The organism is Paraburkholderia ribeironis, from assembly GCF_900019265.1.
GTDB classification, from domain to species: domain Bacteria; phylum Pseudomonadota; class Gammaproteobacteria; order Burkholderiales; family Burkholderiaceae; genus Paraburkholderia; species Paraburkholderia ribeironis.
Window position 1 is genome coordinate 153,050 of sequence record NZ_CYGX02000012.1, and the last position, 19,104, is coordinate 172,153.

Consider the following 19,104-nt stretch of genomic DNA (forward strand, 5'->3'; position numbering starts at 1 on the left):
TCGCGCTTCGGGTTGCACCACCGCTCAGGTATGCGCCCGCACCCGCTTCCCGAAACACAGCGCTTCGCCAACTCTTCGCGAGCTTATGGAATTCGACCTGCTTCATGTCGGCCCGCTGGTTGCCCTCGCCCACATTCTCGGCGTGGTCGCGGCGTGCCACGCGATTCTCCATACCCGCACCTCGCAAGGCGCGATCGCGTGGGCCGTGTCGCTCGTCGCGATGCCGTATCTGACGCTGGTGCCTTATCTGTTTCTCGGCCGCAGCAAGTTCGCCGGCTACGCGGACGCGCGCCGCGTCGAAAACGAACTACTGCGCACGCGGGCGCATCCTCCGGAATGGGACACGCGGGCTTCGTCCGCGGGGCTGCCCACGCAGCAGCTCGGAGTCAGGCTCGTGCATTCGCTGACGCGTCTGGGCGGCATGCCGTTTTTGCCCGGCAATTCCGTGCGCACGCTGGTGAACGGCGTCGCCACCTTCGAGGCCATTCTCGAGGCAATCGAAAGCGCGCGGCACTACGTGATCGTGCAATTCTTCATCGTGCGCGACGATGCGCTCGGCGCGCTGTTCAAGGACGCGCTGATCGCCAAAGCGCAACAAGGCGTGCGGGTCTACTTCCTGTACGACAGCATCGGCAGCTACGATCTGCCTCACCGCTATGTGGCGACACTGCGCACGGCCGGCGTCGAGATGCATCCGTTCGCCACCAATCGCCGGTTCGTCAACCGTCTGCAGCTGAACTTCCGCAATCATCGCAAGATCGTCGCGGTGGACGGCGAGCGCGCGTTCGTGGGCGGCCATAACGTGGGCGTCGAATATCTCGGCGGCAAGCCGCCGCTATCGCCATGGCGCGATACGCACATCGAGGTGCGTGGCCCGGCGGTCGCCAGCATCCAGTTCGTGTTCACCGAGGACTGGCACTGGGCCACGCAGCAGTTGCCGCAGTTCGACCTGCCGCCCGCCGCGCTGGCCGACGATCCGGCTGGCCAGGGGATGCACTGCCTCGTCATGCCGAGCGGTCCGGCCGACAAACAGGAAACCTGCTCGCTCTTTTTCGTCGAAGCGATCAACGCGGCACGCGAGCGGATCTGGATCACCACGCCCTACCTCGTGCCCGATGAAGCCGTGTTCTCCGCCTTGCGGCTCGCGGCGCTGCGCGGCGTGGACGTACGCATCCTGATTCCGAGCCGGCGCGACCACCGGGTGGTGTTTGCCGCCTCGACGCTGTATGCGTACGATTCGCTGCGCGCGGGCATCCGCATCTTCCGTTACCAGCCGGGCTTCCTGCATCAGAAGGTGGTGCTGATCGACAGCGTGGCCGCCGCGATCGGCAGCGCCAATCTCGACAACCGCTCGTTCCGGCTCAACTTCGAAATCATGGTGCTGACCGTGGACCGCGGGTTTGCACTGGAAGTCGAAACGATGCTGCTGAACGATTTCGCGGAGTCGCGTGAAATCGACCACAACGAATATCGGCGAGCGAGCGCGCTGCGCCGCATGCTGATGCATGTGGCGCGCCTCTTCTCGCCAATCCTCTAGGCGCCGCGCCGCCGTATGGGCTCAAAACCGGGCTCAAAACGGGCTCAAAACGAGCCCAAGACGCGGGCGCACGACAGGCTCACAGCAACTGTTCGATGTCCTCGGTGATCGCCTCGGGCTTGGTCAACGGCGCATAGCGCTTCACGACGTTGCCTTCGCGGCCGATCAGGAACTTGGTGAAATTCCACTTGATCGCTTCGAGCCCGAGCAGGCCCGGCGCCTCGCCCGTCAGATAGCGGAACAGCGGATGCGCGTTCGCGCCGTTCACGTCGATCTTGTCGAACATCGGGAAGGTCACGCCGTAATTCTTCTCGCAGAAACTGCCGATCTGTGCGGCGTCGCCCGGCTCCTGCTTGCCGAACTGGTTGCACGGAAAACCGAGCACCGCGAGCCCGCGCGCCGCGTAGGTGTCGTATAGCTTCTGCAGGCCCGCGTATTGCGGCGTGAAGCCGCATTCGCTCGCAGTGTTGACGACCAGCAGAACCTTGCCCTGGTACTGCGCGAGGCTCGCCTCTGTGCCGCCGAGCGTGCGCGCCGAAAACGAATAGATCGATGTCATGTGCTCTCCCCGTGAAAGCCGTCAGTCTATGCCAAAAGCAGCGCCGCAACAGTCGGCCGAATGGCCAATCCCGGCCGCGCGCCCGGCGCGAGCCGCGGCAGTCTAAAATAGCGGTTTTCTCCAGCCAGCCCCTTCGTGATCCGCTTTAATCAGTTCAGCCTCGCCCGCGGCACCAAGCCGCTCTTCGACAACACCACGTTCACCCTCAACCCCGGCGAAAAGGCCGGGCTGATTGGGGCGAACGGTGCGGGCAAGTCGACGCTGTTTGCCGTGCTGCTCGGCGAACTGCATGCGGACGGCGGCGACTTTTCGATGCCGCCGACCTGGCAGGTCGCCCACGTCGCGCAGGACACGCCCGCCGCCGACAAGACCGCCCTCGCCTACACGCTCGACGGCGACGCCGCATTGCGCGCGATCGAAGCGCGCATCGCCGCCGCTTCCGCCGCGCACGATGGTGCGGCCGAAGCCGAAGCGCATGCCGCATTCGCGGACGCCGACGGCTACACCGCGCCGGCGCGCGCCGAAGCGTTGCTGCTCGGCCTCGGTTTCACGCTCGAGCAAACGCGCGAGCCGGTCAGCAGCTTCTCGGGCGGCTGGCGCATGCGGCTGAATCTCGCGCAGGCGCTGATGTGCCGCTCCGACCTGCTGCTGCTCGACGAACCGACCAACCACCTGGACCTCGACGCGATCGTCTGGCTCGAAGAGTGGCTGCATCGCTATCCCGGCACGCTGATCGTGATCTCGCACGACCGCGAATTTCTCGATTCGGTGTGCAATGTCACGCTGCACCTCGAACAACAGCAGATCAAGCGCTACGGCGGCAACTACTCGCAATTCGAAGTGCTGCGCGCACAACAGATCGCGCTGCAACAGAGCGCGTACGAAAAGCAGCAACGCACGGTCGCGCATCTGCAGAGCTACATCAACCGCTTCAAGGCGCAGGCCACCAAGGCGCGTCAGGCCCAGAGCCGCGTGAAGGCGCTGGAAAAGATGGAGCTGATCGCGCCGGCGCACGCGGCGTCGCCGTTCACGTTCGAGTTTCGCGCGCCCGATTCCGCGCCCAATCCAATGATGGTGATGGAAAACGTGCGCTGCGGCTATCGCAGCGAAGGCGATCAAGGCATCGAGATTCCGATCGTCGATCGCGTGACGCTGTCGATCCAGAACGGTCAGCGCATCGGCCTGCTCGGCGCGAACGGCCAGGGCAAATCGACCCTGATCAAGACGCTGGCCGGCACGCTCGACGCGCTTGGCGGCCATGTGCGCGAAGGCAAGGGGCTGCGCATCGGCTACTTCGCGCAGCATCAGCTCGAAACGCTGCGCGCGGACGACACGCCGCTGCAACATCTCGCGCGTCTTGCGCCGGATACGCGCGAGCAGGAATTGCGCGACTTCCTCGGCAGCTTCAACTTTTCCGGCGAGATGGCCACGTCGAAAATCGCGCCGTTCTCCGGCGGCGAAAAGGCCCGGCTCGCACTCGCGCTGATCATCTGGCAGAAACCGAACCTGCTGCTGCTCGACGAGCCGACCAACCACCTGGATCTCGAAACGCGTCACGCGCTGACGATGGCGCTCGCGCAATTCGAAGGCACGCTGATTCTGGTGTCGCACGACCGGCATCTGCTGCGCGCCACCACCGACCAGTTCATGCTGGTCGCGAAGCACCGCCTGCAGGAATTCGACGGCGATCTCGACGACTATCGCGACTGGCTGCTGCAACACGCCGCCGAACAGCGCGCGGCGCTCAAGGCGGGAGGATCGGCCAATGGATCAGTCAATGGGTCGAGCAATGGGTCAACCAACGGCTTGACCGACGGCGCGGATAACAGCGTGAATCGCAAGGAGCAGCGGCGTCTCGAAGCGCAGACGCGGCAGCAACTCGCGCATCTGAAAAAACCGCTGCAAAGCCGCATTACGAAGATCGAAAAGGAAATGGACGCGCTCAACACGGAGAAGGCGACACTCGATGCGTTCGTCGCCGATCCGGCCAGCTATGAGCCCGGGCAGAAGAGCAAGCTGACGGAGGCGATCCGCCGTCAGGCAGACGTGAATGCGCGCCTCGAAGCACTCGAAGCCGAATGGCTCGAGACTCACGAGGAACTCGAACAGATCGGCTAGCGGCGCGCTGTTTCCGGTGCGCGCCGGCAACCACGGGAGCTTGGCTTTGTCATCCGCGACATCATCATCCGGGTCATTGACTGGATCGGCGCAGCCCGCGCTGCAAGGGCTGCGGGTACTCGACCTGACGCGCCTCCTGCCCGGCCCGATGGCCGCGCTGCGGCTGGCCGAGCTGGGCGCCGACGTGCTGAAAATCGAGGCCCCCGGCGCGGGCGACCCCACCCGCACGATGATGCAATCCTCGGCCGACCGCGTGGCCGGACGACCCGGCGCGTTCTACCGGCTGGTCAATCGCGGCAAGCGCGAAACGCGGCTCGACCTCAAGTCCGCGGCGGGATGCAACGTGTTGCGTGCGCTCGCCGCGGAAGCGGATGTGCTGATCGAAAGTTTCCGGCCAGGCGTGATGGAGCGGCTTGGCATCGGCTACGACACGCTGCGCGCGGTCAATCCGCGGCTCGTCTATTGCGCGATCAGCGGGTACGGGGCAAGCGGTCCCTTCGTCGATCATGCGGGCCACGATCTGAATTACATCGGCTATGCCGGCGTGCTCGATCAACTGGCGAGCCGCGACGGCACCCCGATCCTGCCGAATTTTCAGATCGCCGACCTGCTCGGCGGCGCATTGAGCGCGGTCACGCAGATTCTCGCCGCGTTATGGCACGTGTCGCGCGGCGGCGAAGGCCGCTTCGTCGACGTCTCGATGACCCATGTCACGTATGCGCACAACGTCGTCGCGCAAGTCGCCCTCGCCAACGAGGGCGCCGCGCCGGCCGCCGGCGCCGGTCTGCTGAATGGCGGCGTGCCCTGCTACAACCTGTACCGCACGCTCGATGGCCGCTGGCTTGCGGTCGGCGCGCTCGAGCTGAAGTTCTGGGAAACGCTGTGCATGGCGCTCGACCGGCCAGAATGGGCGACGCGCCACTGGAGCCTCGGCCAGGCGATCGGCGGCCCGGATGCGGTTGCGCTCACGCTCGAACTGGCCGACGTGATCGGCGCGCGAGCGCTGGAAGATTGGGTTGTGCTGCTGGAGCCACTCGACTGTTGTGTGTCGCCGGTGCTGACAGCGGCGCAAGCCGCGCAGCATCCGCTGTTCAATCCACAAGCCTACGCGACAGCAAGCACAAGCGAACCGGACGACGACGGGAGCCCGGCCGGCTGAAGTGCGGCGCTCAGCGCCGCGCCGCGGTCTGCCGCGGCAGGGTCTGGCGCGGCGTCTTTTCGTCGTCGTAAAGCAGGTGCTTACGGCCTTCTACGTGCCGGTTGATCGTGGCGCGCACGTCGGCGGCGGTGGCATCTTCGGCCACTACCCCTCGCGATATCTGTCCCGCCGTATCGATCCATTCGACGATCCGGCAGGCGCCGCCCCACGGCTGGCGAATCGGTGCGGACACACGACAGCCGCGCACCTGTATCGGCCGCTCGGCTACGGTTTCATGTGACTGTTTCAAGGCGCGATCCTTTTTCGAGCATCAGAAGGGATGCATATCCCCGCAGCTTAGAAAAAAGAAATGCCAGCCAGGTTACAGCCAATATGGAGATATTTACCGCGCATTACCAGGCGCAAGCGCCCACGGACGACGCAGCCCCCGTCTACTCAAGCGTACGGACCCGGTCGATAGCCTGTTCGATGCGTTCGACCGCAACGACGTGTAAGCCTTCGATCGGCTGCTTCGGCGCATTGGCCTTCGGAATGACCGCGACCGAGAAGCCGAGCTTGGCCGCTTCCTTCAGACGCTCCTGACCGCGCGGCGACGGCCGGATTTCGCCGGCAAGGCCGACTTCGCCGAACACCACCAGCCCCTTGGGCAGCGGCTTGTTGCGCATCGACGAGTGGATCGCCAGCAGCACGGACAGATCGGCGGCGGGTTCGGTGATCTTCACGCCGCCCACCGCGTTCAGGAACACGTCCTGATCGAAACAGGCGATCCCCGCATGCCGATGCAGCACAGCCAGCAGCATCGCGAGGCGGTTCTGCTCGAGCCCGACCGCGAGCCGCCGCGGATTAGGCGCATTGGCCGAATCTACCAGCGCCTGCACTTCGACCAGCAGTGGCCGCGTGCCCTCCTGCGTCACCAGCACGCACGAGCCAGGCACCGACTGCTCGTGCTGCGACAGGAACAGCGCCGACGGATTGGCCACCCCGCGCAAGCCACGCTCGGTCATCGCGAACACGCCGAGTTCGTTGACCGCGCCGAAGCGGTTCTTGATTGCACGCACGAGACGAAACGACGAATGGGTGTCGCCCTCGAAGTACAGCACCGTATCAACGATGTGCTCGAGCACGCGCGGCCCTGCCAGCGCGCCTTCCTTGGTCACATGGCCGACCATGATCATGGTGGTGCCCGACTGCTTGGCGATGCGTGTCAATTGCGCCGCGCACTCGCGCACCTGCGCGACCGAGCCTGGCGCGGAAGTCAGCGCGTCGGAATAGACGGTCTGAATCGAGTCGATCACCGCGACGTCGGGCCGCTGGTCGGCGATCGTCGCCTGGATTTTTTCGAGCTGGATTTCCGCGAGCAACTGCAGCTCGCTCGCCTTCGAGTCGGGCTCCAGCAAGGACAGTCGTTGCGCGCGCAACGCAATCTGCGCGGCCGATTCTTCACCGCTGATATAGAGCGCGCGTTTGTCGGCGGCGATTTCCGCGAGCGATTGCAGCAGCAACGTCGATTTGCCGATGCCCGGATCGCCGCCGATCAGCACCACGCCGCCGGGCACCAGACCGCCGCCGAGCACGAGATCGAACTCGCTGACGCCGGTGGAAAAACGCGGCACGTCGGTCGCGTCGATATCGGCCAGACGCCGCACCGGCGCGCTCTTCGCGAGCGACTGGAAACGATGCGTGGACGGCGTTTCCGCAACCGATTCGACCAGCGTGTTCCACGCCTGGCAGGACGGGCACTGACCGGCCCATTTCGGTGATTGCCCGCCGCATTCGCTGCAGATGTACAAGGTCTTGGGTTTAGCCACGCGTGATTGCCTGGGTTACTGTTTTAGGGATTGTGGAGTGTGATGAGCGGGTTGGGCCACCCGGCAGTGTCGACCGCGCGGGGGACGGCGCGAACGAGTGGGAATGCGGCGGGAAAGCGGTGGAAATGCAGCAAGCAGCCAGCAGCCATTAGCGAGGGCAACGGGCACGGCAACAGCCCGCACCGAACCCGCACAGAGCCGCACCGCGATCCATCGCACCTGGAGGCCCAACGCGCTCGCAGCGGACCGCGACGCGCGTTACTCCGCACGCACTGGCACGCGCGCCGCGACCGCACACATCAGCTCGTAGCCGATCGTGCCGCACGCCTGGGCGACGTCGTCGATCGGCAGCGCGGTGCCCCACAACTCGACGCGCGAGCCGACGTTGGCGCTCGGCACCGGTGTGAGGTCGACCGTGATCATGTCCATCGACACCCGTCCGACGATCCGCGTGCGCACTCCGTCGACGATCACCGGCGTGCCTGCCGGCGCGACCCGCGGATACCCGTCCGCATAGCCGCATGCCACCACGCCGATGCGCATCGAGCCGCGCGCCTTGAACGCCGATCCGTAGCCGACGGTGTTGCCCTCGCTGAGCGTCTGCACGGCGATCAGTTCGGAGGTGAGCGTCATCGCCGGCTGCAGCCCGGTGCCATCGATTGCGGCCGTCACGCCCGACGGCGACGCGCCGTACAGGATGATGCCCGGGCGCACCCAGTCGAAATGCGCTTCCGGATGCCACAGCGTAGCCGCCGAATTGGCAAGGCTGCGCGCGCCGGCGATGCCTTGCGCACCGCGCTCGAATGCTTCCATCTGATAGGCGATGCCGCGATCGCCGTCGGCATCGGAGAAATGGGTCATCAAAGTGATCTGCCCGACGCCCTGGCAGGCGCGCGCCCTCTCCCACGCGGCGCGGAATTTTTCCACCGGGTAGCCGAGCCGGTTCATGCCGGTGTTCATCTTCAACTGGATGTTGACGGGTTTGGACAGGCGCGCCATTTCGAGCATGCGCAACTGCTCGTCCGAATGCAGCGCGGTGGTCAGGCTGTAACGGTCGATGACGTCAATGTCGGTGGGCCGGAAGAACCCTTCCAGCAGAAGAATCGGCCCGGCCCAACCCAATTCACGCAACTTCACGGCTTCTTCGAGGTCCAGCAATCCAAAGCCGTCGGTCGCGCGCAATCCTGGAAATACACGCGCGAGGCCATGCCCGTAGGCGTTCGCCTTGACGACGGCCCAGATTTTCGATTTAGGGGCGTAGCGCCGCGCAACGGCAAGGTTATTGGCAAGTGCGGAGGTATGAATCGTGGCTAGGAGGGGGCGCGGCATGGGATGTTTTCGTAAAGACGCTTGCGAATCAGCAGCTTACAGGGCGTTTTCAGTGCTCGGCAGCCCGCTGGGCGGTGCGATCAAGGATTGTGCTAGTCCGGATACAGCTATTTTCATGATATAAAGCCGTGCGCACAACCCATTTCGAACGGCATAAGCCCGGACGCATAACAAACGGCCGGGGCGGACAGACCGCGGCGAGGACAGCATCGCATCAGATGAAAAAAGGTTTTTACACGATCATGGCCGCGCAGTTTTTTTCGTCGCTGGCCGACAATGCGCTTCTGATCGCTGCAATCGCACTGCTGAAAGATCTTCACGCTCCGAACTGGATGACACCGCTGCTCAAGCTGTTTTTTGTGCTGTCGTACGTCGTCCTTGCCGCCTTCGTGGGCGCTTTCGCCGACTCCCGTCCGAAAGGACGCGTGATGTTCGTCACCAACACCATCAAGGTGGTTGGCTGCATCACGATGCTGGTCGGCGCGCATCCGCTCATTGCGTACGGCATCGTGGGCTTCGGCGCGGCGGCCTACTCGCCCGCCAAATACGGCATTCTCACCGAGCTGCTGCCGCCTGACCGGCTGGTCGCCGCGAACGGCTGGATCGAAGGCACCACGGTCGGCTCGATCATTCTCGGCACGGTACTCGGCGGCGCGTTGATCAGTCCGCACATCGCGGCGCCGATCCTCAGGGCACACGTCCCCACCGTCAATACGCCCGCGGAAGCTGCGATGCTGGTGATCATGGGCATCTACATCATCGCCGCGCTGTTCAATCTGCGCATTCCCGACACCGGCGCGCGCTACCCGAAACAGGAGCGCGGCCCGATCAGGCTCGTCACCGATTTCGCCGACTGTTTCCTCGTGCTGTGGCGCGACAAGCTCGGCCAGATATCGCTCGCGGTCACCACGCTGTTCTGGGGCGCCGGTGCGACGCTGCAATTCATCGTGCTGAAGTGGGCCGAGGTGTCGCTGGGCATGTCGCTCTCCGAGGCAGCCATCCTGCAGGCCGTGGTAGCCGTCGGCGTGGCGGCCGGCGCGATCTTTGCGGCTTCGCGCGTACCGCTGAAGAAGTCGCTGTCGGTGCTGCCGGTCGGCATCATGATGGGCATCTCCGTGATGCTGATGGCGTTCTACACGCGCGACCTGTTCCCCACACATTGGGGTCTGTATTTCGGCCGCATGCATGTGCCGGGCTACCTGATCTTCGCGTATGTTTTCCTGATGGTGGTCGGCGGCCTGTCGGGCTTTTTCGTCGTGCCGATGAATGCGCTACTCCAGCATCGCGGTCACGTGTTGCTGTCGGCAGGCCACTCGATCGCGGTGCAGAACTTCAACGAGAACCTGTCGGTGCTCGTGATGCTGTGCCTGTACGCGGTGCTGGTGTGGCTCGACGTGCCGGTCAACGTGGTGATCGTGCTGTTCGGCACCTTCGTGTGCGTGATGATGTGGTTCGTGATGCGGCGCCATCAGGCGAACCAGCGCGCGTTCGACTCTGTCGCGCTGATCGGCGAAGCCAAGCACTGACCAGCGGCGGCCCGTTTGTGGCCCGTTTATGGCCCGCTAATGACCCGCTTGCGAACCGCGTGCGCACGCCTTCCTCCTTGCTCGCTTGACCATGACCCAACCGATTCCCAACGTGCTGACGATCGCCGGTTCAGATTCCGGCGGCGGCGCCGGCATTCAGGCTGATCTGAAGGCTTTCTCCGCGCTCGGCGCGTATGGCGCGAGCGTGATCACCGCGCTCACCGCGCAGAACACGCGTGGCGTCACCGCGATTCACGCGCCGGACGCAGGCTTCATCACCGCGCAACTCGATGCGGTGTTCGACGATATCCGCATCGACGCCGTGAAGATCGGCATGCTGGCGAATGCGCCGATCGCCCGCGCGGTCGCCGACGCGCTGCGCCGGCACAAGCCGAAGCACATCGTGCTCGACACGGTGATGATCTCGAAGAGTAACCATGCGTTGCTGCTGCCGGATGCGGTCGCGGCGATGCGTGACGAACTGCTGCCGCTCGCCGAGCTGCTGACGCCCAATCTGCCGGAAGCGGCTGCGCTGCTCGGCGAGCAGCCCGCCACCGACGAAGCCGGCATGGTCGAACAGGGCGAAGCGCTGCGCGCGCTGGGTGCACGCGCGGTGCTGATGAAGGGTGGCCATCTGAGCGCGGCGGATAGCCCTGACTGGCTGGTGCAGGACAGCGGCACGCTGCGTCTGGGCGGTCCGCGCGTGCCGGTGAAGAACACGCATGGGACGGGCTGCACGCTGTCGTCGGCGATTGCGGCGCTGATTCCGCAACGCGGCGATCTGGCGAGCGCCGTGTCCGACGCGAAGCTTTATCTGACCGGCGCGCTGCAGGCGAGCGATCGGCTGGACGTCGGCAGCGGCGTGGGGCCGGTGCATCATTTCTATCGGTGGTGGTGACAGCGTGAACCGTGGCGGGCATCGCCGCTGAGCGGTTGCGTCGCGCGCTCGTGCCTCGCTGGTGCGTGTGCCCGCACAACTGCCTGTGCCCGCCGCTGCGCTACTGTCGTGCGTAGCTGCGCGCCTGCGCGCGCCACTCGTCCGGCACGATGAAGCCGCGCGAGCGTTCGATCGAATCGCCCGCGCCGTCTTCGCCAAAAGCGGCGACCAGCGTCGGGCCATGATGAGAGGTCTGCGCGGCGAGCGTTTGCGCATCGACGTAAGGCGCTCCCGCAGCCTCGGCCTCGCTCTCGCCCTCGTGCAAAAGCTTCTCACTGTCCCGCACAGCGCGCGCCGGCGCGAGCCATTCCAGCCGCGGCAGCGGCCGCCACTTGTGCGCATGCGACGCCGCAAACGCCGGCCACTCGCTGCGTGTGACCCACCAGCCGCGGCCATGCGCCGGATCGAGTTCGACGGGGTCCGGCGAGGTCTCGCCATACCGGTAAAACAGCCAGCCTTTGATGAACATTTGCGGCGTCCACGGCCCCACATGGCCGACCGACGCGAACTCTTCGCGCGCGCTCAACGGCAACTGGTGGTTCAGCAGATGCGCGAGCTTGAGATCGAAGCGGTCTTTCAGATTCGGGCCGACGTAGTCGGCCAGTTGCCCCCGCCCTTCGCCGGCGTGCAGATAGCACTTCACCGCCAACTCCCAATGCAGCCGTTCGCCCCGCTGCGTCTGCACGAGAAAATCGCATTCGCCGAGCGTGACGCCCGCACGCCGCACCGGCACACCCGCCGCGACCAGCCGCGCCGCCGGTCCATGTTGCAGGAACCAACCGAGTAGCCGCTCGGCGTATCGACCGAGGCGCGTGACGCGCGTCGCCGCGAGGTCGCGGTGAAGCGGAGCCGGCGCAGTGTCGAGCAGGCGCAGCCAGGCGACGGTAGCCTCAAGTTCCGCTGGCGTGTCGAAAGGGTTCGCGAGCGCGCCCACCGGAGGTTGCGGGCGCAACAGGTCGGCGCTCAACAGCAGCCATGCGAGATCGCGCACGGCCGCATCGCGCAATGTGTCGAGCAGCGTGTCGAGGAGCGCGGCACGGGTGCCGGGCGCGGCGACGACGCGCGCCGCCGGTCCATCGGCGGCCATTACTGCGCCGCGTTCGACTCGCCGCCGCCCGCCGCGCGCCACGTGTCGCGTGCGAGGCACAGGTCGGCCCAGGCCTTCGCCTTGTCGGGCAAGCTGCGCAGCAGATACGCCGGGTGATAGGTGACGATCACCGGGACGCCCTCGTATTCGTGTACGCGGCCGCGCAGTGACGAAATGCTCGCGTCGGTCTTCAGCAGACTTTGCGCGGCGAAGCGGCCGAGCGCGACGATCAGTTTCGGCTTGACCAGCGATACCTGGCGTTGCAGATACGGCTCACAACGCGCGACCTCATCGGGTTCGGGGTTGCGGTTGCCAGGCGGACGGCACTTGATCACGTTCGCGATATAGACGTTGCTGTCGCGCGCGAGCATCAGCGAACGCAGCATGTTGTCGAGCAGCTTGCCGGCCTGGCCGACGAATGGCTCACCGAGACGATCTTCGTTCTCGCCGGGCGCTTCGCCGATCAGCATCCAGTCGGCGCCGCGATCGCCGACGCCGAACACGGTGTTGGTGCGCTTCTCGCACAGGCGGCACAGCTGGCAGCCGGCGACCCGCTCGCTCAAGGCATCCCAGTCGAGCGTATTGATGGCCGGCAGCGCGGCGGATTCACGGCGGGCGTCGGCGGGTGCATGCGCGGGCAGGTCGTCGAACCACGCGAAATCGTCATCGGGCGGTGTGTCGACTAGTGATGGCTCAGGTGCTCGCGACTGCTGTGAGGCTGGACGCTGGGGCTGGGGCTGCGGCTGGGGCTGCGACTGTGGCCGCGACTCCGGCTGCTGCTGCCGCGTGTCGAATCGCTCGCGTGCGCCCGCCGACGGCGCCGCTCCTTGCTCCCGAATCGGCGCACCGCGTTCACTCTGCGTCGGCGCGGGATCGGCCTGCCGTTGCTCACCTGCTTGCAGTGCGCCTGCGCGCATCTCGCGCCGCGGCGCGCCCTGCGCAAGCCCTCCCGACTCGGCCCCTGCCGGCGCGGTCCCTGCCGACGCTGTCCCTGCCGACGCGGCCCCGGCCGGCATAGCCCCGGCCGCCGTAGCCCCGGCCGCCGCCCCGCCCGCCTCGTCACGACGCGCGTGCTGGCCGGCCAGCGCGGCAGCGCCCTGCCCGACGTCAGCTTCATCGACAGGCTGAGGCGCCGCCATCCCGCGACGCACCCACAGCGGCGAGAGTCCGAACTCCGCCAATACCGATTCATGCAGCGCCATCTGTGCCCTCCGTGGCAAACGAAAGACGCATCACGACGGCGTCCTCCCGGCTGCGATGCCGCGCCGGATAATAATTCTTGCGCCGGCCGATCGACGCAAAACCAAAGCGTTCGTACAGCCGGATCGCGCGATGATTGGACGGCCGCACTTCGAGCAGCAGGCCGTCGAGTTTTTCGGCGCGCGTAATGCGCACCGCCTCGCGCAACAGCGCGAGCCCGGCGCCTGCACCTTGCGCGCTCGGCGCCACGCACAGGTTGAGCAGATGCATTTCATCGACGACCGGCATCAGCACGCAATAACCTATCAGCGCGCCGGTGACGTGCCGCAGACAGACGCCGAAATAGCCGTTGCGCAGCGAGTCGCCGAAATTGCCCCGGCTCCACGGAAACTCATAAGCGAGCTTTTCGATCGCGGCGACCTCGTCCAGATCGCCTTCCGTCATCGGCGACATGTAGCGGTCCGCCAGCAGCACGCCGCTCATTGCTGCGCCTCACCATGAGTTGCGGGATTGGGTGTGCCAGCCGGCGTCGCATCGGCCGCGACCTGCGCGAGCCCTGCGTCGCGCCTCGCCTGCCCGGCCTTTGCGGCCTTTTCAGCTTTTTCGGCGACCCGCTCCGCCGTGGTCTGGGCCACCTTGTCGCGCACATATTCCGGCGCGGCCTGATCGGCAGGCACCGTGCGGCCGGCGCGCCATGCGCGTAGCGCCGCGTGCGCAAGCGGCAGCGCATGCGGTAGCGCTTCACCGTCGACCTTGCGCGCAGCGGCAACCGCGGGCAGCCGCGCACCGAAGGCCGCGGCGGCGTTGCCGGCGAGCGTGAAGGGCACGTCGGGCAGCACGAGCCGCTCCGGTGCGTCGAGCGATGCCGTCTGAACGGTGCGCCATTCGCCTTGCGTGGCGTCCCACGCGTAGTCGGCCCAATAGATTTCGTCCATGCGCGCGTCGAGCGCGGCGAGCACGCGCGTCGCCGACGAATCGCGCAGCCGGGCGCTTTCCGCACAGGCCAGCAATGTGCTGATCGGTACGACCGGCAGGTTCAGGCCGAACGCGAGCCCTTGGGCCACGCCGGTGGCCGTGCGCAGACCAGTGAACGAGCCAGGGCCGGCGCCGAACGCGATGGCGTCACAGTCCGCCAGTCGCAGGCCGGCTTCGTCGAACAGTTCGCGAATCGCGGGGAGCAGGCGCGTGCTGGAGACCGCCCCGGTCTGCTCGTGGCGTACCCAGCATCGGGGTGCGGCGCCGGGTTGGCCGGCAGCGTCGGCGGTGGCGCACAACAGCGCTACCGAACAGAATTCGGTCGAGGTATCGAGAGCAAGGAGCACAGTTTGAGTCATGGACCGTATTGTAATCGGCACCGCGCGCGCAAATGCGGTTTGGTTCGGCGCGCTGCCCGCAGCCGATGTTTGGAATAAGCCCTCGGCCCCGCGGCGGCAGGCAATTGTTATGATCGTCGGCCGACCTCAATCCGATCCCGCCCGACGGGCACGACGACCATGACCGACATCGACACCCAATTCGCCCAAGCCCAGCAAGACGTCAAGCAGCTGCCGGAGCGTCCGGGCAATCTCACGCTGCTGCGCCTCTATGCGCTCTTCAAGCAGGCGAGCGAGGGTGACGTGCACGGCGACAAGCCGGGCTTCACCGACATCGTCGGCAAATACAAGTATGACGCGTGGGCCGCGCTCAAGGGCACCGCGCAGGATGTGGCCAAGCAGCAGTACGTCGAGCTGGTCGAATCGCTCAAAAGCGGCGAGGCGGGCTGACACCGGCTCGCGGTGGCGGGTCGCGGGTGGTCGCTGGCGACGTTAGGAAAAGTGCTTTAAAGACAGCTGAAAACCCATTCCAGCCCCAGCGCCCGCCCCGCTTCGTAGACCCACTCCGCCGTCGCGATCGTCAGATCGACGGCCACAACCTGTCTCCCAGCACAAACTTTTCCGCCCGGAAATTTCCCAACAGTGGCGCAGTGCAACAAAACCCTATACAATGCCGCCTGCGCTTCACTGCTTTGCCCGCTTTGCTTGAGCGGCGCCTTGCAGCGCAGCGCCTCGTAGCGTTTAGCTCCAATCCAGTTTAGAACCTGTCCCCTCCTGCCTAGCCCTCTACGGGCGATCATGTCCCAGGCTGGCGGCACGCCGTGTTGGCATGTCGCATCCGATACAGCTTCTAACGAAAAGCTCGCCTTCATTGTTGCGAGCTGCCCCCGTTTTTCGATTTGCTCGCTGCTTCTTTGCTCGCTGAATCCGACGACTTGGGTATGCCGATTGGCGCCGACGTTTTAACTTCCTGTATACCAAGGATTCTCATGACTTCGAGCAACACCCCCAGCAGCCCGTTGAACGCCATCGCCGACCAGGCACTCGGTTTCGCCGACGCACCTGCACAAGCCGCAGCCGTAGCTGCCGCACCGCAAGCCGTCGCCGCTGAAACCGCAGCGCCGGCAGGCCCGACGTTCGCGTCGCTCGGTCTGTCCGCGGATGTCGTCTCCGCGCTGACCGCTGCTGGTTATCAGAACCCTACGCCGGTACAGCAACGCGCGATCCCCGCCGGCATCGCCGGCCGCGATCTGCTGGTCTCGAGCCCGACCGGTTCGGGCAAGACCGCCGCGTTCATGCTGCCCGCGATCGAACGGTTCGCCCAACTGCAAAAGGCGCAAGCCAGCCAGCCGCGCGAGCCGCGTCCGGCCGACGGCGCGCGCACGCGCCGCCCGCAACCGGTGGCCCGCCCAACCATGCTGGTCCTGACGCCGACCCGCGAACTCGCGATGCAGGTCACGACCGCCGCGGCCACGTACGGCAAGCACCTGAAGCGCCTGCGCACCGTCAGCATTCTGGGCGGCGTCGCTTACGGCCAACAGCTGATGCTGCTGGCGAAGAACCCCGAAATCCTGGTCGCCACGCCGGGCCGTCTGATCGACCACCTGGAGCGCGGCCGTATCGATCTGTCGCAACTGCAGATCCTCGTGCTCGACGAAGCCGACCGCATGCTCGACATGGGCTTCATCGAAGACATCGAAACGATCGTCGCGGCCACGCCGGCCACGCGTCAGACGATGCTGTTCTCCGCCACGCTCGACGGCAAGATCGGTTCGCTGACCAGCCGTCTGTTGAAGGATCCGGAGCGTATCGAGATCGTCCAGCGCATGGAGCAGCGCACCAACATCGCGCAGACCGTCCACTACGTCGACGACCGCGATCACAAGGACCGTCTGCTCGACCATCTGCTGCGCGACGCCGGCCTCGATCAGGCGATCGTCTTCACGGCCACCAAGATGGACGCCGACCAGCTGGCCGGCCGTCTGGCCGACGCCGGTTTCGAATCGGCCGCGCTGCACGGCGACCTGCCGCAAGGCGCGCGCAACCGCACGATCCGCGCACTGCGCGAGCGTCGCGTGCGCGTGCTGGTGGCAACCGACGTCGCCGCTCGCGGTATCGACATTCCGGGCATCACGCACGTGTTCAACTACGACCTGCCGAAGTTCGCCGAAGACTACGTGCACCGGATCGGCCGTACCGGCCGCGCAGGCCGCTCGGGTATCGCGGTCAGCCTCGTGCATCATGCGGAACAGGGCGCGCTCAAGCGCATCGAGCGTTTCGTGCGTACCCCGCTGCCGGTCAACGTCGTCGAAGGCTTCGAGCCGCGCAAGTCGGCGCCGTCGGGCAACGGCCGTGCCGGCTTTGGCGGTCGCGGCCGTCCGGGCGGCGGCAATGGCGGCCGTCGCTTTGGTAGCGGCTCGGGCAAGCCGGGCGGCAACGGTGGCGGTTCGCGCGGCGGCAATGGCGGCGGCTGGGCCGGCAAGTCGGCGGGCGGCGGTTCGCGCGACGGCGGCTACGGCGGCTCGCGCGACGGCTACGGCTCGCGTGACGGCGGCTACGGCGCACGCCGCAGCGACGGCCCGCGTACGGCGCGTCGCGGCAGCTAAGTCGCGCGACTAGCGGTCCAACATCAGCGTGTAAAAGACCCGGACGGCCTCGCGCGGTCCGTCAGTCAGAAGAAACCGGTGCTCAGGCACCGGTTTTTTTTCGCCCATCAATTGTGCCTCCCCATATTTCACGATATGGAAAATTTTTTTGCGTCGTAAAAAGCCGTGCTGCACGGCACAAGACGCGGCGTTGCGAGATGGAAAAAATCATTTCTTAATGCGGAACGTCGTCAATAAGTTACTGAATATAAACGACAATAAATATTCTAAAAACGCCTCGCGGCGGCTATTTCAAGATCTTCGATTTGCCTAGACTCTTATATAAGACTTCGCGAAACAAAACGACAACCGGTCCAGCGCTTCGACGAAGACAAGACTCACCCATCCATTTCAGGCAACCAAGGAGAACACCATGTCCCGCGAACAGCAAGCGCAGCAACTCAAGCAGCAATGGGAAACCGACCCGCGCTGGAAAGGCGTCAAGCGCACCTACACCGCGGAAGACGTGATCCGTCTGCGCGGTTCGGTTCAGGTTGAGCACACGCTCGCCAGGCGCGGCGCCGAAAAGCTGTGGCAGGCCGTAAACACCGAGCCGTTCGTCAACTCGCTCGGCGCGCTGACCGGCAACCAGGCCATGCAACAGGTCAAGGCTGGCCTGAAGGCGATCTATCTGTCGGGCTGGCAGGTGGCGGGCGATGCGAACGTCGCCGGTGAAATGTACCCGGACCAGTCGCTGTATCCGGCCAACTCGGTGCCGCTCGTCGTCAAGCGCATCAACAACACGCTGACACGCGCGGACCAGATCCAATGGTCGGAAGGCAAGAACCCGGGCGACGAAGGCTACGTCGACTACTTCGCGCCGATCGTGGCCGACGCGGAAGCCGGCTTCGGCGGCGTGCTGAACGCGTTCGAGCTGATGAAGGCGATGATCGAAGCCGGCGCCGCGGGCGTGCACTTCGAAGACCAGCTCGCGTCGGTGAAGAAGTGCGGCCACATGGGCGGCAAGGTGCTCGTGCCGACCCGCGAAGCCGTCGCGAAGCTGACCGCCGCGCGTCTGGCCGCCGACGTCTCGGGCGCGCCGACCGTGCTGCTGGCCCGCACCGATGCCGAAGCCGCCGATCTCATCACGTCGGATGTCGACGATAACGACAAGCCGTTCCTGACCGGCGAGCGCACGGTGGAAGGTTTCTATCGGACCAAGCCAGGTCTCGAGCAGGCGATCTCGCGCGGTCTCGCCTATGCGCCGTATGCCGACATGATCTGGTGCGAAACCGGCAAGCCGGATCTCGAGTTCGCGAAGAAATTCGCCGACGCGATCCACAAGGAATATCCGGACCAGCTGCTGTCGTACAACTGCTCGCCGTCGTTCAACTGGAAGAAGAATCTGGACGACGCGACCATCGCCAAGTTCCAGCGCGAACTCGGCGCGATGGGCTACAAGTTCCAGTTCATCACGCTGGCTGGGTTCCATGCGCTGAACTATTCGATGTTCAACCTCGCGCATGGTTATGCCCGCAATCAAATGACCGCCTTCGTCGAAATGCAGCAGGCTGAATTCGCCGCCGCCGAAAAGGGCTTCACTGCGGTGAAGCACCAGCGCGAAGTCGGCACCGGCTACTTCGACGCCGTGACGCAAACGGTCGAACGCGAAGCATCGACGACCGCGCTGCACGGTTCGACGGAAGACGAACAGTTCTTCGACAAGAAGGTCGCGTGATCGGCTTGCCCGGCCGCATGGCCTGAGCGCAGAAGAGCACGCAGAAGACGGGCAGGCGGCTGCGGCAGAGAGCTGCGGTCGCAGGAGGAACCGCGCCGAGGGGCTGTTCGCTGTCGGCCTCGGCGGCCGGTCGGAAGGTGGGCCGCGGCGGAGAACCGCCGGCGCAACGCGTCGTGTGCGTACCGCGCGGCGAACATGGACGCGCCGG

Annotated in this window: 16 protein-coding genes; 8 read left to right on the plus strand and 8 right to left on the minus strand. The window is 65.6% G+C overall.

The annotated features are described in order from the left end of the window. Positions 1-85 precede the first annotated feature (85 nt). A complete protein-coding gene (gene cls / locus BN2475_RS06430; RefSeq protein WP_094778721.1) occupies positions 86-1,537 on the plus strand; it encodes a cardiolipin synthase in 1,452 nt (483 codons plus the stop codon). A gap of 79 nt (positions 1,538-1,616) precedes the next feature. Here the strand turns inward: cls and BN2475_RS06435 are convergent, their stop codons facing one another. Then, positions 1,617-2,096 carry a glutathione peroxidase gene (locus BN2475_RS06435; RefSeq protein ID WP_094778722.1) on the minus strand — a complete coding sequence of 160 codons (480 nt, stop codon included), beginning with the start codon at positions 2,094-2,096 and terminating at the stop codon, positions 1,617-1,619. Positions 2,097-2,231: 135 nt separating this feature from the next. Between BN2475_RS06435 and BN2475_RS06440 the strand changes: the two genes are divergently transcribed. After that, entirely contained in the window at positions 2,232-4,214 is a 1,983-nt protein-coding gene (locus BN2475_RS06440; RefSeq protein WP_094778723.1) for an ATP-binding cassette domain-containing protein, read from the plus strand. A 100-nt stretch (positions 4,215-4,314) separates the two neighbouring features. Further along, positions 4,315-5,373 (plus strand): CoA transferase, encoded by a 1,059-nt coding sequence (locus tag BN2475_RS06445; RefSeq protein WP_094778826.1) that lies wholly within the window; start codon positions 4,315-4,317, stop codon positions 5,371-5,373. 10 nt (positions 5,374-5,383) lie between these two features. On the opposite strand, the gene BN2475_RS06450 is transcribed toward BN2475_RS06445, so the two are convergent. From BN2475_RS06450 to alr, 3 genes are all read right to left on the minus strand, one after another. Next, positions 5,384-5,662 (minus strand): DUF2866 domain-containing protein, encoded by a 279-nt coding sequence (locus tag BN2475_RS06450; RefSeq protein WP_094778724.1) that lies wholly within the window; start codon positions 5,660-5,662, stop codon positions 5,384-5,386. 142 nt (positions 5,663-5,804) lie between these two features. Next, positions 5,805-7,181: a DNA repair protein RadA gene (gene radA, locus BN2475_RS06455; RefSeq protein ID WP_094778725.1), complete on the minus strand. Its 1,377-nt coding sequence runs from the start codon at positions 7,179-7,181 to the stop codon at positions 5,805-5,807. 258 nt (positions 7,182-7,439) lie between these two features. After that, positions 7,440-8,510, minus strand: coding sequence for an alanine racemase (alr, locus tag BN2475_RS06460; protein ID WP_094778726.1), 1,071 nt, complete (start codon positions 8,508-8,510; stop codon positions 7,440-7,442). 218 nt (positions 8,511-8,728) lie between these two features. Between alr and lplT the strand changes: the two genes are divergently transcribed. Beyond that, a complete protein-coding gene (gene lplT / locus BN2475_RS06465) occupies positions 8,729-10,036 on the plus strand; it encodes a lysophospholipid transporter LplT (RefSeq protein WP_094778727.1) in 1,308 nt (435 codons plus the stop codon). A 91-nt stretch (positions 10,037-10,127) separates the two neighbouring features. Continuing rightward, entirely contained in the window at positions 10,128-10,934 is an 807-nt protein-coding gene (gene thiD / locus BN2475_RS06470) for a bifunctional hydroxymethylpyrimidine kinase/phosphomethylpyrimidine kinase (protein WP_094778728.1), read from the plus strand. A 100-nt stretch (positions 10,935-11,034) separates the two neighbouring features. On the opposite strand, the gene BN2475_RS06475 is transcribed toward thiD, so the two are convergent. The 4 genes from BN2475_RS06475 to tsaB are packed head-to-tail and all read right to left on the minus strand — an operon-like array spanning position 11,035 to position 14,594. Next, positions 11,035-12,060, minus strand: coding sequence for a DUF1853 family protein (locus BN2475_RS06475; RefSeq protein WP_094778729.1), 1,026 nt, complete (start codon positions 12,058-12,060; stop codon positions 11,035-11,037). Continuing rightward, on the minus strand, positions 12,060-13,262 hold the full coding sequence (locus BN2475_RS06480) for a uracil-DNA glycosylase (protein WP_174641881.1): 1,203 nt from the start codon (positions 13,260-13,262) through the stop codon (positions 12,060-12,062). Before BN2475_RS06480 ends, BN2475_RS06475 begins: the two co-directional genes overlap by 1 nt. Next, positions 13,249-13,743 (minus strand): ribosomal protein S18-alanine N-acetyltransferase, encoded by a 495-nt coding sequence (rimI, locus tag BN2475_RS06485; protein ID WP_094778730.1) that lies wholly within the window; start codon positions 13,741-13,743, stop codon positions 13,249-13,251. The genes BN2475_RS06480 and rimI overlap by 14 nt, the downstream gene beginning before the upstream one ends. Beyond that, positions 13,740-14,594: a tRNA (adenosine(37)-N6)-threonylcarbamoyltransferase complex dimerization subunit type 1 TsaB gene (tsaB, locus tag BN2475_RS06490; protein WP_094778731.1), complete on the minus strand. Its 855-nt coding sequence runs from the start codon at positions 14,592-14,594 to the stop codon at positions 13,740-13,742. The genes rimI and tsaB overlap by 4 nt, the downstream gene beginning before the upstream one ends. A gap of 159 nt (positions 14,595-14,753) precedes the next feature. On the opposite strand from tsaB, the gene BN2475_RS06495 reads away from it, so the two are divergent. The 3 genes from BN2475_RS06495 (at position 14,754) to aceA (ending at position 18,896) form a co-directional block, all read left to right on the plus strand. After that, positions 14,754-15,023: an acyl-CoA-binding protein gene (locus BN2475_RS06495; RefSeq protein WP_094778732.1), complete on the plus strand. Its 270-nt coding sequence runs from the start codon at positions 14,754-14,756 to the stop codon at positions 15,021-15,023. A gap of 539 nt (positions 15,024-15,562) precedes the next feature. Next, positions 15,563-17,179 carry a DEAD/DEAH box helicase gene (locus BN2475_RS06505; protein ID WP_094778734.1) on the plus strand — a complete coding sequence of 539 codons (1,617 nt, stop codon included), beginning with the start codon at positions 15,563-15,565 and terminating at the stop codon, positions 17,177-17,179. A 412-nt stretch (positions 17,180-17,591) separates the two neighbouring features. After that, positions 17,592-18,896 (plus strand): isocitrate lyase, encoded by a 1,305-nt coding sequence (aceA, locus tag BN2475_RS06510; RefSeq protein ID WP_094778735.1) that lies wholly within the window; start codon positions 17,592-17,594, stop codon positions 18,894-18,896. The last annotated feature ends 208 nt before the right edge of the window (positions 18,897-19,104 follow it).

Excerpts from the sequence above, each read along its gene's own strand:
- BN2475_RS06435 (WP_094778722.1), bottom strand. The coding sequence starts at position 2,096 with ATGACATCGATCTATTCGTTTTCGGCGCGCACGCTCGGCGGCACAGAG.
- aceA (WP_094778735.1), top strand. The coding sequence starts at position 17,592 with ATGTCCCGCGAACAGCAAGCGCAGCAACTCAAGCAGCAATGGGAAACC.
- BN2475_RS06480 (WP_174641881.1), bottom strand. The coding sequence starts at position 13,262 with ATGGCGCTGCATGAATCGGTATTGGCGGAGTTCGGACTCTCGCCGCTG.
- thiD (WP_094778728.1), top strand. The coding sequence starts at position 10,128 with ATGACCCAACCGATTCCCAACGTGCTGACGATCGCCGGTTCAGATTCC.
- tsaB (WP_094778731.1), bottom strand. The coding sequence starts at position 14,594 with ATGACTCAAACTGTGCTCCTTGCTCTCGATACCTCGACCGAATTCTGT.
- BN2475_RS06505 (WP_094778734.1), top strand. The coding sequence starts at position 15,563 with ATGACTTCGAGCAACACCCCCAGCAGCCCGTTGAACGCCATCGCCGAC.
- cls (WP_094778721.1), top strand. The coding sequence starts at position 86 with ATGGAATTCGACCTGCTTCATGTCGGCCCGCTGGTTGCCCTCGCCCAC.
- lplT (WP_094778727.1), top strand. The coding sequence starts at position 8,729 with ATGAAAAAAGGTTTTTACACGATCATGGCCGCGCAGTTTTTTTCGTCG.
- BN2475_RS06495 (WP_094778732.1), top strand. The coding sequence starts at position 14,754 with ATGACCGACATCGACACCCAATTCGCCCAAGCCCAGCAAGACGTCAAG.
- rimI (WP_094778730.1), bottom strand. The coding sequence starts at position 13,743 with ATGAGCGGCGTGCTGCTGGCGGACCGCTACATGTCGCCGATGACGGAA.
- BN2475_RS06475 (WP_094778729.1), bottom strand. The coding sequence starts at position 12,060 with ATGGCCGCCGATGGACCGGCGGCGCGCGTCGTCGCCGCGCCCGGCACC.
- alr (WP_094778726.1), bottom strand. The coding sequence starts at position 8,510 with ATGCCGCGCCCCCTCCTAGCCACGATTCATACCTCCGCACTTGCCAAT.